This window comes from Streptomyces asiaticus (assembly GCF_018138715.1).
Classification (GTDB): Bacteria; Actinomycetota; Actinomycetes; order Streptomycetales; family Streptomycetaceae; genus Streptomyces; species Streptomyces asiaticus.
Genome location: NZ_JAGSHX010000006.1, coordinates 2,059,182 through 2,074,600, shown reverse-complemented (window position 1 = coordinate 2,074,600; position 15,419 = coordinate 2,059,182). Strand labels below are relative to the sequence as shown.

Sequence of the window (15,419 nt, the reverse complement as noted above, 5' to 3'; positions counted from 1 at the left end):
TCCTGCTCCGACCGGCCCAGCGTGCGTCGCACCGCCCGCCCCCATCGGGTGAATCGGGGGCGGCCCTGAGCGTGCATACCGCGCCGCCGATCGGTTACCAGAAGCATGAACCGCACGGCAGGCGTGGAGGTGGCACCGGTGAGCGTTGACGAACCAGGCGGAGGCACCGGAGGCAGAGTCCGGCCGCGCTACCTGCGGACGAAGAGCATCGAGCAGTCCATCCAGGACACCGAGGAGCCCGAGCACGCCCTCACCCGGTCCCTTTCCGTCCTGGACCTCACGGTCTTCGGCGTCGGCGTCATCATCGGCACCGGCATCTTCGTGCTCACCGGCTCGGTCGCCAAGGAGCAGGCGGGGCCCGCCACCGCGCTGTCCTTCGTGGCCGCGGGTATCGCCTGCGCCCTGGCCGCGCTGTGCTACGCCGAGTTCGCCTCGACGGTCCCGGTCGCGGGGTCCGCGTACACCTTCTCGTACGCCTCGCTCGGCGAGCTGCCCGCCTGGATCATCGGCTGGGACCTGGTGCTGGAGTTCGCGCTGGCCTGTGCCGTGGTCTCGGTGGGCTGGTCGGGGTACATCCGCTCACTGCTGGACAACGCCGGATGGCATCTGCCCGACGCCCTGTCCGGGCCCGGGGCCACGCACGGCTTCTCCTTCGACCTGCTGGCCTTCCTGCTGGTCCTGCTGATCACCGCGATCCTGGTCTTCGGCATGAAGCTCTCCGCGCGGGTCACCGCCGCGGTGGTCGCGATCAAGGTGGCCGTGGTGCTGCTCGTCATCATCGCGGGCGCCTTCTTCATCCACCCGGAGAACTACCACCCCTTCATCCCCGAGGCCCAGGGCACGGTCTCCGGCTCGGGGCTGAAGGCGCCGCTGATCCAGCTGATGTTCGGTTACGAACCGACGACCTTCGGCGTCCAGGGCATCTTCACCGGCGCCGCCGTGGTCTTCTTCGCCTTCATCGGCTTCGACATCGTGGCGACCGCGGCGGAGGAGACCCGGAATCCACAGCGGGACATGCCCCGCGGCATCCTGGGCTCGCTGCTCATCTGCACGGTGCTGTACGTCGCGGTGTCCATCGTGGTCACCGGCATGGAGAAGTACACCAAGCTGTCGGTGGACGCCCCGCTCGCCGACGCCTTCAAGGCGACCGGCCATCCGTTCTACGCGGGCCTCATCAGCTTCGGCGCCGCCGTCGGGCTCACCACCGTGTCCATGATCCTGCTGCTCGGCCAGAGCCGGGTGTTCTTCGCGATGAGCCGCGACGGGCTGCTGCCCAGGGTCTTCTCCCGGGTGCATCCGCGCTTCGGCACGCCGTACCGCTCGACGATCGTGCTGGGCGTGGTCATCGCCGTGGTCGCCGGGTTCACCTCCATCTCCGAGCTGGCGGCCCTGGTGAACATCGGCACGCTCTTCGCCTTCGTCGTGGTCGCGCTGGGCGTCATCATCCTCCGCCGCACCCGCCCCGATCTGCCCCGCGCCTTCCGCACCCCCTGGGTGCCGGTGCTGCCGATCCTGTCGGTGGCCGCGTCGTTGTGGCTGATGCTCAATCTGCCCGCTATGACCTGGGTGCGGTTCGGGGCCTGGATGGTCATCGGCTTCCTCGTCTACTTCCTGTACGGGCGCCGCCACAGCCGGGTGACCGAGGCGGGAACGCGTACGGGGTAGGGGCCCGCGGACTTTTCCCCTCCCCGCCCCTTCCCGCTACCAGGGGCTCCGCCCCTGGACCCCGGGGGTTGACGGGCCGACTGTCGCCCCGGCGGTCAGCGTCGGCGCGGCGGATGACCGGGGGCGGGGGGACGTCCGCGCACATCCGAGTCGCCCGGCTGAAGTATGGGGCGGAGCTCCGGCTTCGCTCCGCCCCTGGACCCCGGGAAGCGACGACGAGCCGATGGTCCCCGCGCTCGGCTCACCGGCCGGGGCGCCGGCCGGGCCACCTGGGGCGCGGTAACGCCTGCACCGGCGGCTGGTTGCGGTTGGCGTGCCGGCGCGGCGGATGGCTGGGCGGATGGCCGTGTACAAGGCGTTGTCCGGCTGGGGTCCGGGGCGGAGGGCCCGTTCCGTTCCGTCCCTGGACCCCGGGGTCGAGGAGCCGATGATCGCCGCGCTCGGCTCACCGGCCGGGCCACCTGGGGTGCGGTAACGCGTGCACCGGCGGCTGGTTGCGGTTGGCGTGCCGGCGCGGCGGATGGCTGGGCGGATGGCCGCGTACAACGGTGTCGTCCGGCTGGGGTCCGGAGCGGAGGGCTCGTTTCGCTCCGCCCCTGGGCTTCGAGGGGCGAGGAGCGGCTCTCGCCGCGTCGGCGTCCCGACCGGCCGTCTTGGGTGCGGCCGGGGGCTGGGGCGGAGCCCCAATTGCGGGAAGGGGCGGGGAGGGGAACAGCTCGCCGCAGGCGGCACGGTTCGTCGGATGCCTGCCCACCGCCTGACCGGCCCTAGGGCGAGCCGTTCGGGCGGACCGAGCGGGGGCCCGTCGTCTGCGCGCCCAGCGCCGTGACCCGGGCCCGCAGCTCCTGGTCCGCCGTCACCACCAGGCAGGGACGGCCCTCCTCGCGAGCCGCCGCCACCACCGCCACGATGTGGTCGTCGCCGCTGCCCGGTGCGGACTCCACCCGTACGCCTGGCACCGGCTCGACGCCCCGTGCCGCGCCCTCGACCACCATCACGATGTCCACCGGAGGCCGGGTGGCCCAGCCGGGCACGCCCGGGCGGTCGGGGAGCCCGGTCCCGGCGAGGACGGCCAGCCGGTCGCGGAGTCGCTCGGCGGCGCCGCGCCGGTCACGCCACCAGCCATCCGGAACCGAGCCGACCACATTGGCGGCGTCCACGACCACAACCCCATCCATAGTCAAGGCAAATTACTATGGACATCGTTCGATCAGGTGGACCGACTCGGGGAAGGGTTGGCAGCGGGCCATGGCGTTGCGGTTGCTCCGCGGCAAGGACGGCAGGCTCACAGCCTACGCACCGGTGACGGGCGGTGTCGCCCGCTGGACCGAGGACCGCCCCGGAGGGGCGGAGTGGTCGGGGCCGTGGTTGATCGAGGTGTCCGGCCGCCTGGCCGGGCTGACCGTCGTTCAGAGTCCCGAAGGCTATGCCCATCTGGTGGGGCTTCGGCACCGGCCGGGCGGAGCCGGGGAACCGGCGCGCGTGGACATCGTCCACGCCACCCAGTTCCAGTCCGGCCGCCCGCTGACGGCGTGGCACTCGCTGGGCACCCCGCATCCCAAGGACGCCCGCAAGGCCGAGCGGACCGGCCCGCCGGCCGCGGCGGTGGACTCCACCGGCGCGCTCCGCGTCTTCGTGCGCAACGCCGGGGGCGGGGTGAGCGCGCGGCGGCAGGACCCCAAGGGCACCTGGGAGCGCTGGACCGACTGGAAGGGCACGCACGTACTGGGCGGCATGTCGGCGGCCGCGACCGCCGACGGCCGTCTCGAGCTGCTGGCACCGGCCGGGAAGGGCGCCGCGCTGCGCTGGTACCAGCCCAAGCCGGGCGCCGCCCCCAAGCGGGGCGAGGACGTCCCCGCCGACGCCCGGCCGGATTCGGCGTCCATGGTGGAGAGCAGCCCCGGCACCCTCACCCACTACTGGCGCGACGCCGGCAGCGGTGAGGTCATGGCCTGGCGGCCGGACTCCCCGGCCCCCGCTCCGCTGGGCGGGGCCACGGGCACCGGCCCGGTCGCCGCGGTGCGCGCCACGGTGGACGGTCACGACTGCACCGTCCTGGCCCACCAGGACCGCGCGGCCTGCGGGCTGGCCGTCGCCGCGCACCCCTGCGAGGACGAGGCGGCGGGGGTGTGGTGGACGCCCTCGGGCGAGCAGGGCGCCCACACCCCGGCCCTGGCGCTGGACAGCCAGGGCCGGGTGGTGCTGGCCGCGCTGGCGCTGGACGGAAAGCTCCTGGTGGCCCGTCAGAAGACCGACGAGCGCGGGCTGGCACTCCGGGCCTGGACCCGCGTGGGAAGCGGCTGAGCGGCGCCACAGCCCCGCTGAGAGCCCGTTCGACGCGACGGGCAGGGGCGCCGGGCCCCGGGGAAGGTGCCGCCGGTCCGTTTCCCGTCCCTGGCGTGGGCGCCACGGCTCGGCTGAGAGCCCGTTCGACGTCGTGGACTGGTTCCCGGGGAGGGTGCCGCCGGTCCGTTTCCCGTCCCGGGCGTGACCCTGCCCCCGGGCGTGACCCTGCCCCCGGGAGCGACCCCGCCCCCGGGAGCGACCCCGCCCCGGGCGTGACCCCGCCCCCGGGAGCGACCCCGCCCCCGGGCGTAACCCCGCCCCCGGATATGCGTGGCGGGTGCTTGCCGCCGGGCGGCGGTCCGGCCACGGCGGGTGGCGCGGCCGGGGCGCGCCCTTCGCCGGGGCGCGGGGGCGCCGGCGCCGGTGGGGGCGCGAGGTTTCGGCGGGGCCGGTGGGGCCCCGGAACGGACGGGCAAGCCCCCCGAACGCCCAAGTGCCGGACGGGCCTTCGCCCGCCCGGCACCCGGGTATGCCACGCGCCGCCGACGCTACGCGGGAACGCTCGCCACGCCCTGCGCCAGGAACGTCTTCCCGTTCACCCGCTCCGAGACGCCCTCGCGGTCCAGGTACGGCGTGACGCCGCCCAGGTGGAAGGGCCAGCCCGCGCCGGTGATCAGGCACAGGTCGATGTCCTGCGCCTCCGCGACGACGCCCTCCTCGAGCATCAGCCCGATCTCCTGCGCGACCGCGTCCAGCACCCGGGCGCGCACCTGCTCCTCGGTGAGGACGGTGTCGCCCTGCTGGAGCAGCGCGGCGACCTCCGGGTCCAGCTTCGGCTCCCCAGAGTCGTGGACGTAGAAGCCGCGCTTGCCCGCCTCGACCACGCGCCTGAGGTTCTCCGAGACCGTGAAGCGGTCCGGGAACGCGCCGTGCAGGGTCTCGGAGACGTGCAGGCCGATCGCCGGGCCGACCAGCTCCAGCAGCACCAGCGGGGACATCGGCAGGCCCAGTGGCTCGATGGCGCGCTCGGCGACGTCCACCGGGGTGCCCTCGTCGATCACGTTCTGGATCTCGCCCATGAAGCGGGTCAGGATCCGGTTGACCACGAACGCCGGGGCGTCCTTGACCAGGACGGCGGTCTTCTTCAGCTTCTTGGCCACGCCGAAGGCCGTGGCCAGCGACGCGTCATCGGTCTTCGCACCGCGGACGATCTCCAGCAGCGGCAGGATCGCGACCGGGTTGAAGAAGTGGAAGCCCACGACCCGCTCGGGGTGCTTGAGCTGGGACGCCATCTCCGAGACCGACAGCGAGGAGGTGTTGGTGGCGAGGATGGCGTGCTCCGGCACGACCGCCTCGACCTCGGCGAACACCTTCTGCTTGACGCCCATCTCCTCGAAGACGGCCTCGATGACGAAGTCGGCGTCGGAGAAGGCGGCGGCCTTGTCCAGCGAACCGGTCACCGCGGCCTTGAGGCGGTTGGCCTTGTCCTGGTTGATCCGGCCCTTGAGCAGCAGCTTGTCGATCTCGCCGTGGACATAGCCCACGCCCTTGTCGACCCGCTCCTGGTCGATGTCGGTCAGTACGACCGGCACCTCGAGACGCCGCGCGAACAGCAGCGCCAGCTGCGAGGCCATCAGACCGGCGCCCACGACGCCCACTTTGGAGACCGGGCGCGCCAGCGACTTGTCCGGGGCGCCGGCCGGGCGCTTGCCGCGCTTCTGCACCAGGTTGAAGGCGTAGATGCCGCTGCGCAGCTCGCTGCCCATGATCAGGTCGGCGAGCGCCTTCTCCTCGGCCTCGTAGCCTCGGGCGAGGTCGCCGTTGCGCGCCGCGTCGATGATCTCCAGCGCGCGGTAGGCGGCCGGGGCCGCCCCGTGCACCTTGCCGTCGGCGATGGCGCGGCCGCGCACCACGGCCTCGTGCCAGGCGTCGCCGCGGTCGATCTCGGGCCGTACGACCTCGATCTCGCCCTTGAGGACGGCGGCGGTCCAGATCAGCGACTGCTCCAGGAAGTCCGCGCCCTCGAAGATCGCGTCGGCGATCCCGAGCTCGTAGACCTGCTCGCCCTTGAGCTGCTTGTTCTGGTTGAGCGAGTTCTCGATGATGACCGAGACCGCGCGGTCGGCGCCGATCAGGTTCGGCAGCAGGGTGCAGCCGCCCCAGCCGGGCACCAGGCCGAGGAACACCTCGGGCAGCGAGAAGGCGGGCAGCGCCGCGGAGACGGTGCGGTAGGCGCAGTGCAGCCCGACCTCGACCCCGCCGCCCATGGCCGCGCCGTTGTAGTACGCGAAGGTGGGCACGGCGAGCGCCGACAGCCGCTTGAAGACGTCATGGCCGCCCTTGCCGATGGCCAGCGCGTCCTCGTGGCGCTTCAGCAGCTCCACGCCCTTGAGGTCGGCGCCCACGGCGAAGATGAACGGCTTGCCGGTGATGCCGACACCGGTGATCTCGCCGTCCGCGGCCTCCTTCTCGACCTGGTCGATCGCCGTGTTGAGGTTGGCGAGCGAGGCCGGGCCGAAGGTGGTGGGCTTGGTGTGGTCCAGGCCGTTGTCCAGTGTGATGAGCGCGAAGCGGCCCGCGTCCTGGGGGAGATCGAGGTGGCGGACGTGCGCCTGCGTCACGACCTCGCCCGGGAAGAGCTCTGCCGCTCCCTTGAGAAGCTCTGCGGTGTTGGTCACTTGTTCCCCTCGAAGTGCGGGTTCTCCCAGATCACGGTGCCACCCATGCCGAAGCCGATGCACATCGTCGTGATGCCGTAGCGGACCTCGGGGCGCTCCTCGAACTGCCGTGCGAGCTGCGTCATCAGGCGGACGCCGGAGGACGCCAGCGGATGGCCGAAGGCGATCGCGCCGCCGTACTGGTTGACGCGCTCGTCGTCGTCCGCGATGCCGTAGTGGTCCAGGAAGGACAGGACCTGGACGGCGAACGCCTCGTTGATCTCGAACAGGCCGATGTCCTCGATGGACAGACCGGCCTTCGCCAGGGCCTTCTTGGTGGCCGGGACCGGGCCGTAGCCCATCACCTCGGGCTCGACGCCCGCGAAGGCGAACGAGACCAGGCGCATCCTGACCGGCAGGCCCAGCTCCCGGGCGAAGTCCTCGGAGGCGATCAGCGAGGCGGTGGCGCCGTCGTTGAGCCCCGCGGAGTTACCGGCCGTGACCCGGCCGTGCGGGCGGAACGGGGTCTTCAGCGTGGCCAGGCCCTCCAGCGTGGTGCCCGGGCGCATCGGCTCGTCGGCCGTCGCCAGGCCCCAGCCCAGCTCGCCGCCCTCGGGCGAGGTGCGGCGCACCGAGATCGGCACCAGGTCCTGCTGGATCTTGCCGTTGGCGTACGCCTTGGCGGCCTTCTCCTGGCTGCGCACCGCGAACTCGTCGGCGCGCTGCTTGGAGATGTGCGGCAGCCGGTCGTGGAGGTTCTCCGCCGTCATGCCCATGAACAGGGCCGACTCGTCGACCAGCTTCTCCGAGACGAAGCGCGGGTTGGGGTCGACGGACTCGCCCATGGGGTGGCGGCCCATGTGCTCGACACCTCCCGCGACCACGGCGTCGTAGGCACCGAAGGAGATGGATCCCGCGGTGGTGGTCACGGCCGTCATCGCACCGGCACACATCCGGTCGATGGCGTAGCCGGGGACCGACTGGGGCAGCCCGGCCAGGATGCCCGCGGTGCGGCCGATGGTCAGGCCCTGGTCGCCGATCTGCGTCGTCGCGGCGATGGCCACCTCGTCGATGCGCTCCGGCGGCAGATCCGGGTTGCGGCGCAGCAGCTCCCGGATGCACTTGACGACCAGGTCGTCGGCGCGGGTCTCGTGGTAGATGCCCTTCGGGCCCGCCTTGCCGAATGGGGTCCGGACGCCGTCGACGAAGACGACGTCCCTAGCGGTACGAGGCACGTTGGCTCTCCTCCAGGTGCGGGATGGCACTGCTGCGGGCACGCCGGGGGCGCGCCGTCACACCCTCATGCTACTTATGAGTAACCAGGCTGCCCAGTCCCCACCACCGGAGGGTTGAAGGTCACAGCCGTGGACCGGCGGCGGGGCCGCCGGTCCACGCGCGTCACATCACGCCGGGGGCGTCAGCAAGGCGGCCGTCAGGACCGGGGTCACCTGGTCGATCTGCCAGGGGCGGGCGCCGTGACCTGCGAGAACGGAGGCGATCGCATCCGTGGTCGGCTCGGCGGGCGGCTCCCAGCACAGCCGTCGGACGGTGTCCGGGGCGATCAGGTTCTCCTGCGGAAGATTCAGCTGTTCGGCCAGTTGGGTGACGGCCGCACGAGCCGCGGAGAGCCGCGCCGCGGCCACCGGGTCCTTGTCGGCCCACGCCCGGGGCGGGGGCGGACCGGCCACCGGCTGGCCCGGCTGGGGCAGGTCCGCCTCCGGCAGCGCCCGCGCCCGGTCCACCGCGGCCTGCCACTGCTCCAGCTGGCGCCGGTTCATCCGATGGCCGAAACCGTTCAGCGCGGCCAGCGCCCGGACGTCTCCCGGCAGGGCCAGCGCGGCCTCGACGATGGCCGCGTCGCTCAGCACCTTGCCCGGTGAGACATCGCGGCGCTGGGCGATCCGGTCCCGGGCCGTCCACAGCTCGCGCACCACGGCCATCTGCCGGCGCCGCCGGACCTTGTGCATCCCCGACGTCCGCCGCCAGGGGTCCTTGCGCGGCGGGGCGGGCGGGGCCGCGGCGATCGCCGCGAACTCCTGGTGCGCCCACTCCAGCTTGTCCTGCCGCTCCAGCTCCTCCTCCAGCGCGTCGCGCAGGTCCACCAGCAGCTCGACGTCGAGCGCGGCGTAGTGCAGCCAGGGCTCGGGCAGTGGGCGGGTGGACCAGTCCACGGCGGAGTGGCCCTTCTCCAGGGCGTATCCGAGGATGTTCTCCACCATGGCGCCGAGCCCCACCCGGGCGAACCCGGCCAGCCGACCGGCGAGTTCGGTGTCGAAGATCCGGGCCGGGATCATGCCTATGTCCCGCAGGCAGGGCAGATCCTGGGTCGCGGCGTGCAGGACCCATTCGGCGTCGGCGATCGCGGCGCCCAGACCCGAGAGGTCGGGGCAGCCGACGGGGTCGATCAGTGCGGTCCCCGCTCCGGCCCGGCGCAGCTGGACCAGATAGGCCCGCTGTCCGTAGCGGTAGCCGGAGGCGCGCTCGGCATCGACGGCCACCGGGCCGTGGCCGGCGGCGAAGGTCGCGATGACCTCGGCCAGCGTGTCCGCGTCCGCAGTGACGGGCGGGATGCCCTCGCGCGGCTCCAGCAAGGGGACCGGCGCCGGGGGGAGGTCGTCCGGAGGAGCGCCCCCGGTGGTTCGCAGTGTCGTCTCTGCTGCGGTCTCTTGGGCGTCGGTCACCTGTCAAGGGTAGCTGTGTGCGGGGAGTACGCAGGGCGCCCGTCGACGGAACGTTCCGTCGACGGGCGCGGGGGGTGGTGGGTGGCGGTGTGGCGGCCGCGCGGGCGGTACGGGTCAGTGGATGATTCCGGTCCGCAGCGCGACCGCGACCATTCCCGCCCGGTCCCCGGTGCCCAGCTTGCGGGCGATCCGGGCGAGGTGACTCTTGACGGTGAGCGCGGACAGGCCCATCGAGACGCCGATGGCCTTGTTGGACTGGCCCTCCGCAACCAGCCTCAGCACCTCGACCTCGCGGCCCGACAGCTCCCGGTAGCCGCCCGGGTGGCCGGGGGCGCCCGGCGGGCGGCGGTGCATCCGGGCGGCGGCGCCGAGCGGGGCGGCGCCGGGGCGGCCCGGGATGCCGAGGTTGGTGCGGGTACCGGTGACGACATAGCCCTTGACGCCGCCGGCCAGTGCGTTCCGTACGGCGCCGATGTCATCGGCGGCGGACAGGGCCAGCCCGTTGGGCCAGCCCGCGGCGCGGGTCTCGGACAGCAGCGTGAGGCCGGAGCCGTCGGGGAGGTGGACATCGGCCACGCAGATGTCGCGCGGATTCCCGATGCGGGGACGGGCCTCCGCGATGGACGACGCCTCGATGACGTCGCGCACCCCGAGGGCCCAGAGGTGGCGGGTGACAGTGGAACGAACGCGGGGGTCGGCAACGACCACCATGGCCGTCGGCTTGTTCGGGCGGTAGGCGACCAGGCTGGACGGTTGCTCGAGGAGAACAGACACCAGGTCCTCCTGGGGAAGTGGTGGGACGGGTCACCACGTCCTTCGGCACCGATACGGCCGGGCTTTAGAGAATGATCACGATTTGGTGAGTAACAATTCGGGCAATTAGGACGACTGATCGATCGCGACTGATCTTTTTCGGGACATCCGGAAGCTCAGCATCTCTTTCAGGACATCCCGAAGCTCAGCGCGCCTGAGGTCCCCTCCGCTGCGGCAGCGAGACGACCCCCGCCTCCGTGGCACCGGCCGGGGGCAGGCCCGCGATCTGGCACAGGAGGTCGCACCACGCGGCCAGGTGTCCCGCGGTGTCCGGCACGCCCAGCCGCTCGGCGGCGCCCTCTCCCGTCGGTTCCGGGCGGCGCGGGCCGGGGTGGGCCGGTTCGGGGGGCGGGTGGTCGGACGGGGTCCAGGAGGCCCGGATCTCGATCCGGGTGGACGGCTCCCGCTCACCCATCGCGCCGAAGTAGTGCGAGCTCGCCCGGGTGACCGTGCCGCTGGGCTCCCCGTAGGGCAGCCCGCGTGCCTCCAGCGCGCCGGTGAGCCACGACCAGCACACCTCGGGCAGCAGCGGATCCGCCGCGATCTCCGGCTCCAGGTCCGCGTGGACCAGCGTGACCAGGCGGAAGGTGCCGCGCCAGGCGTCGTGCCCGGCCGGGTCGTGCAGCAGGATCAGCCGCCCCTCCGCCAGCTCCTCGTCATCGCCCGCCGCGCCGGTGACCACCGCCTCCAGCGCGTACGAGTAGGGTGCGAGCCGACGCGGGGGTGGGGTCGGATCGAGCTCCACCTCGGGCCGCACCCGCACACCGCGCAGCGCGGTGACGGCATGCCGGAAGGCGGGAGGAGTGTCCTCGCCGCCCGCGTCCGTGCCGTCAGGGCCGTCAGCACCGTTCGAGAGGTGTCCTTGAACCGCTGCCATGCCCGGAAGACTAGGCGCACTGAGGGCCCTAACCGGGGAGGAACACCCGGGTTGGCGGGTCACTCGTTCGGCCCGTGCGAAAATCTGGGGCATGAGCGCCAACGAGCGGCCCTCGGGCCAGCAGCAGACCGGCCGTGCCGCGGCCAGTGCCACAGCCGATTCGGCCTTTATGCGGGCCTGCCGCCGGGAGCCGGTGCCCCATACACCTGTGTGGTTCATGCGGCAGGCGGGGCGCTCGCTTCCGGAGTACCGCAAGTTGCGCGAGGGCACCGCGATGCTGGAGTCCTGTATGCGGCCCGACCTGGTCACCGAGATCACGCTCCAGCCGGTGCGCCGCCACCGGGTGGACGCGGCCGTCTACTTCAGTGACATCGTCGTACCGCTCAAGGCCATCGGTATCGACCTCGACATCAAGCCCGGAGTCGGGCCCGTCGTCGAGCGGCCGATCCGCACCCGCGCCGATCTGGAGCGGCTGCGTCCGCTCGACCCGGATGATGTGAAGTACGTCACCGAGGCCATCGGGTCGCTCGTCGGCGAGCTCGGCGCGATCCCGCTCATCGGCTTCGCGGGCGCCCCCTTCACGCTCGCCAGCTATCTGGTCGAGGGCGGCCCCTCGCGCAACCACGAGCACACCAAGGCGCTCATGTACGGCGACCCGGCGCTCTGGGCCGCGCTGCTGGACCGGCTCGCCGACATCACCACCGCCTTCCTCAAGGTGCAGATCGAGGCGGGCGCCTCGGCCGTCCAGCTCTTCGACTCCTGGGTGGGCGCCCTCGCCCCCGCCGACTTCCGCCGCAGCGTGCTGCCCGCCTCCTCGAAGGTCTTCGACGCCGTCGCCGGATACGGTGTGCCGCGCATCCACTTCGGCGTGGGCACCGGCGAGTTGCTGGGGCTGCTCGGCGAGGCGGGCGCGGACGTCGTCGGCGTCGACTGGCGGGTGCCGCTGGACGAGGCCGCCCGGCGGGTCGGCCCCGGCAAGGCGCTCCAGGGCAATCTCGACCCCGCGGTGCTCTTCGCCCCGCGTACGGCCGTCGAGGCCAAGGCGGACGAGGTGCTGGAGGCGGCCCGGGGGGTGGAGGGGCATATCTTCAACCTCGGCCACGGCGTGCTGCCCAGCACCGATCCGGACGCGCTCACCCGGCTCGTCGAGTATGTGCACACCCGGAGCGCATCGCGCGCACCTTCTGTGAAGGTCTGAACCAAGCGGGAACCCGCGTGCCTCCCGTGGCGTCGTGAGGGGCATGACCGACATGCCCGCCACCGCGCTGTCAGCCCCGCAGGAGTCGCCGGAGTGTGTCCACTTCGTCGACGACTGGCACGGCATCCTCCACGAGACCTATGGCGGCGACTCGGACCGGGTCGTCCTGGACTGTGCCAGGCGGCTGGCGGCGGATCCCGCGGGCGAGGGGGCGTATGCCTGGACGCTCGGGCTGGTCATGATGGCCGCGCACATCGGCCGGTTCTCCCATAAGGACGTCGCGGCGGCGGCCCTGGAGGCGCTCCACGCCACCGACCGGCGGCTGCGCGAGGCCCCCTGCGCCCACCGGACGCATCCGTACGAGGGCGACCTGGACGACCGGATCGACCACTTCGTGGACGATCTGCCGCTGCTCACCAACGGGTTGGCCGAGGACCGGGACCCCGACTGGGAGGACGACGCCACCAAGGAGCAGTGGCTGTGCCCGCGCGACATCGCCGGGTACGCGCGGGTCGCCATCGACATCATCGCCCCCGGCAGCGTGGGCGGCATCCCGCCCCGGCTCCCGGTCCGCGACGCGCGCCGCGCCGAGGATCTGCGCTCGATCGTCTGGGACTACCCGAGCGCCGCGGTGGACCCCGCCCAGGAGCTGTCCGCCTACGCCAGGAACCTGGTCGCCAACCCCCTGGGCTACCACCGCGCCGGGCTCGTGGTCGTCCTGCACGCCGCCTGCTGGTACGCCGCCAGCGGCCGGATCCGCGACCGGCGGGTCCTGGACACCATGGTGGACGCCCTGGAGGCGGTGCTGCCCGGCCTCGGCGGCGCCTCCTGCGCGCACGGCGAGGGCGAGCACCCCGAGGTCGGCCGGGACACCGCGGAGCAGGCCACCGTGGGCATCCACCTGCTCAGCCCCGGCGGCCGGGGCGTCTACCGCCACTGGCACCGCGAGGAGCTGGAGACGGCGCCCCTGGAGGCGTGGCTGTGCCCCGCCTTCCTCGCCGCGATCGCCCGCGAGGCGCTGGACCATCTGCGCACCGGCCGTGAGCGCCTCTTCGGCCTCCGGGACACCGCCCACCTGGACGAGGCGCTGCTGCGCCCCGACGGCCGGCTCGACGTCGAACGGCTCACCCACGCCGTGCGCTTCCGCTGCCGGGACGGGCAGGCCGCGGAGGACGCCGGGCTGTGGGCCGCCCGGCGGTTCGCGGCGGGCCCGGCCGATCCGCGCGAGCGGCTGGTGCTGCTGCTGGTGGCCTGCTGGTCGGTGACCTCGGGCGAGGAGGCCCCGCCCGAGGCCGTCCACCGGGATCTGCGGGCGATCCTCGGCGCGGTGCGGACCGATCCGGCGGGCGGGTCCTGCCCGCACGAGGAGGCGCACCCCTGGGAGGTGCTGGCCGAGCTGGCGGGCCGCCGTCACTTCGGCTTCCACGAGGACCCTTACGGTGCCCATCTCAACCATCTGTACGCGCCGGGGGAGTACGACACGCCCGAGCCGTCCTTTGGCGCCGAGGTGTGGGGCTGTCCCCGGCATGTGGGCGAGCGGGTCGGGCAGGCGCTGCGGGTCATTGACGGCGCGCGCTGATCGGTTCCCCGGCTTGCCGCCTGCGGCGGGCTGTCCCCTACCCGCCCCTTCCCGAACCATGGGGCTCCGCCCCCTGGGACCCCGGACGCCCTTCGGGCGTGTCCTCAATCGCCGGACGGGCTGAAATCAGCCCCTCCGGCGTTTGAGGAGCGGGGTCCGGGGCGGAGCCCCGGTTGTGGGAAGGGGCGGGTAGGGGGAAGCACCGATATGCGGCTCCGCCGCGTGGCCCGCCGCAGGCGTCACGATCCGGTCGCCCTCACCGTCGCCGCCGCCTTGCGCGCCGCCACCAGTACCGGGTCCCACACCGGGGAGAACGGCGGGGCGTAGCCCAGGTCCAGCGCCGTCATCTGCTCCACCGTCATTCCGGCGGTCAGCGCGACCGCCGCGACGTCCACCCGCTTGCCCGCGCCCTCGCGGCCGACGATCTGCGTGCCGAGCAGCCGTCCCGTGCGCCGCTCGGCCAGCATCTTCACCGTCATCGGCCGGGTCTCCGGGTAGTACCCGGCGCGGCTGGTCGCCTCGATCGTGACCGCCTCGAACTGGAGCCCCACGGCGGCCGCTTCGGCCTCCAGCAGCCCGGTGCGGGCGATCTCCAGATCGCAGACCTTGCTGACGGCCGTGCCGACGACACCGGGGAAGGTGGCGTAGTCGCCGCCCACATTGGAGCCGATGACCTGCCCGTGCTTGTTGGCGTGGGTGCCGAGCGGAATGTGCCGGGTGCGGCCGGACACCAGGTCGAGGACCTCGACACAGTCACCGCCCGCCCAGATGTTGTCGTAACCGCGCACCCGCATGGCCTGATCGGTCAGCAGCCCGCCGTACTCGCCCACCGGAAGCCCCGCCTCCTGGGCGAGCCCGGTCTCCGGAGCCACTCCCAGGCCCAGGACCACCAGATCGGCGGGGTATTCGCTCACCTTGGTGGCCACCGCCCGCACCCGGCCGTCCTCGCCCGTGACCACCTCGGTGACCTCCGCGCCGGTCACGGTGTCGATGCCGAGCCCCGACATCGCGTCGCGCACCAGCCGCCCCATGTCGGGGTCGAGCGTGGACATCGGCTGCTCACCGCGCTCCAGGACGGTCACCCGGGAGCCGCGCTGCATGAGCGCCTCGGCCATCTCCACCCCGATGTACCCGGCGCCGATCACCACCGCCCGCTCGACCGGGGTGGCCTCCAGGGACTCCAGCAGCGCCCGCCCGTCGTCCAGGGTCTGCACCCCGTGGACGCCGGGGGCGTCGATCCCGGGCATCCCGGGGCGGCGCGGCCGGGCGCCGGTCGCGATGACCAGGTCGTCGAAGCCGTACCACTGCTCGCCCTCGCCCCGCGGATCGAGGTCCCGCGCCAGGACCCGCTGCCCGGCGAGGTCGATCTCGACGACCTCGGTGTGGGTCCGTACGTCGATCCCGCGGCCCCGGTGGGTCTCGGGCGTCCGGGCGACCAGCTCGTCCGGGCCGTTCACCAGCCCGCCGACCCAGTACGGGATGCCGCAGGCCGAGTACGAGGTGAACTGGCCGCGCTCGAAGGCGAGGATCTCCAGCTCGCCCCGGCTCTTGAGCCTGCGCGCCCGCGACGCGGCGGACATGCCCGCCGCGTCGCCTCCGATGACCACCATGCGTCGTGCCGCCGTCATGTATGCCCCTCCGCCATTGATGTCCGGCTTTAGGC

The 15,419-nt window shown here is 73.0% G+C and carries 11 protein-coding genes; 4 read left to right on the top strand and 7 right to left on the bottom strand.

The annotated features are described in order from the left end of the window. Positions 1-192: 192 nt before the first annotated feature. Positions 193-1,665 (top strand): amino acid permease, encoded by a 1,473-nt coding sequence (locus KHP12_RS16425; protein WP_244202938.1) that lies wholly within the window; start codon positions 193-195, stop codon positions 1,663-1,665. A gap of 767 nt (positions 1,666-2,432) precedes the next feature. Here KHP12_RS16425 and KHP12_RS16420 read toward each other — a convergent pair. Further along, positions 2,433-2,843 (bottom strand): PIN domain-containing protein, encoded by a 411-nt coding sequence (locus tag KHP12_RS16420; RefSeq protein WP_086882485.1) that lies wholly within the window; start codon positions 2,841-2,843, stop codon positions 2,433-2,435. A 70-nt stretch (positions 2,844-2,913) separates the two neighbouring features. On the opposite strand from KHP12_RS16420, the gene KHP12_RS16415 reads away from it, so the two are divergent. After that, positions 2,914-3,969, top strand: coding sequence for a PLL family lectin (locus KHP12_RS16415; RefSeq protein ID WP_211833106.1), 1,056 nt, complete (start codon positions 2,914-2,916; stop codon positions 3,967-3,969). A 530-nt stretch (positions 3,970-4,499) separates the two neighbouring features. Here KHP12_RS16415 and KHP12_RS16410 read toward each other — a convergent pair. The 5 genes from KHP12_RS16410 to KHP12_RS16390 all read right to left on the bottom strand — a co-directional run bounded on the left by KHP12_RS16410 (position 4,500) and on the right by KHP12_RS16390 (position 10,979). Next, positions 4,500-6,629, bottom strand: a complete 2,130-nt coding sequence (locus KHP12_RS16410; protein WP_211833105.1) for a 3-hydroxyacyl-CoA dehydrogenase NAD-binding domain-containing protein — start codon at positions 6,627-6,629, stop codon at positions 4,500-4,502. Then, positions 6,626-7,843, bottom strand: a complete 1,218-nt coding sequence (locus KHP12_RS16405; RefSeq protein WP_086886257.1) for a thiolase family protein — start codon at positions 7,841-7,843, stop codon at positions 6,626-6,628. The genes KHP12_RS16410 and KHP12_RS16405 overlap by 4 nt, the downstream gene beginning before the upstream one ends. Positions 7,844-8,011: 168 nt before the next feature. After that, positions 8,012-9,289 (bottom strand): ribonuclease D, encoded by a 1,278-nt coding sequence (locus KHP12_RS16400; protein WP_086886256.1) that lies wholly within the window; start codon positions 9,287-9,289, stop codon positions 8,012-8,014. A 114-nt stretch (positions 9,290-9,403) separates the two neighbouring features. Next, positions 9,404-10,063, bottom strand: a complete 660-nt coding sequence (locus KHP12_RS16395) for a response regulator transcription factor (protein WP_014175686.1) — start codon at positions 10,061-10,063, stop codon at positions 9,404-9,406. Positions 10,064-10,247: 184 nt separating this feature from the next. After that, positions 10,248-10,979, bottom strand: coding sequence for a DUF3000 domain-containing protein (locus KHP12_RS16390; protein ID WP_037958945.1), 732 nt, complete (start codon positions 10,977-10,979; stop codon positions 10,248-10,250). A gap of 91 nt (positions 10,980-11,070) precedes the next feature. Between KHP12_RS16390 and hemE the strand changes: the two genes are divergently transcribed. Together hemE and KHP12_RS16380 are read left to right on the top strand one after the other, a co-directional pair. After that, positions 11,071-12,177, top strand: a complete 1,107-nt coding sequence (gene hemE / locus KHP12_RS16385; RefSeq protein WP_086886410.1) for a uroporphyrinogen decarboxylase — start codon at positions 11,071-11,073, stop codon at positions 12,175-12,177. 43 nt (positions 12,178-12,220) lie between these two features. Next, complete coding sequence (locus tag KHP12_RS16380) at positions 12,221-13,756, top strand: hypothetical protein (protein ID WP_244203497.1); 1,536 nt, start codon at positions 12,221-12,223, stop codon at positions 13,754-13,756. A gap of 239 nt (positions 13,757-13,995) precedes the next feature. On the opposite strand, the gene KHP12_RS16375 is transcribed toward KHP12_RS16380, so the two are convergent. After that, entirely contained in the window at positions 13,996-15,384 is a 1,389-nt protein-coding gene (locus tag KHP12_RS16375) for an FAD-dependent oxidoreductase (RefSeq protein ID WP_211833104.1), read from the bottom strand. Positions 15,385-15,419 lie beyond the last annotated feature (35 nt).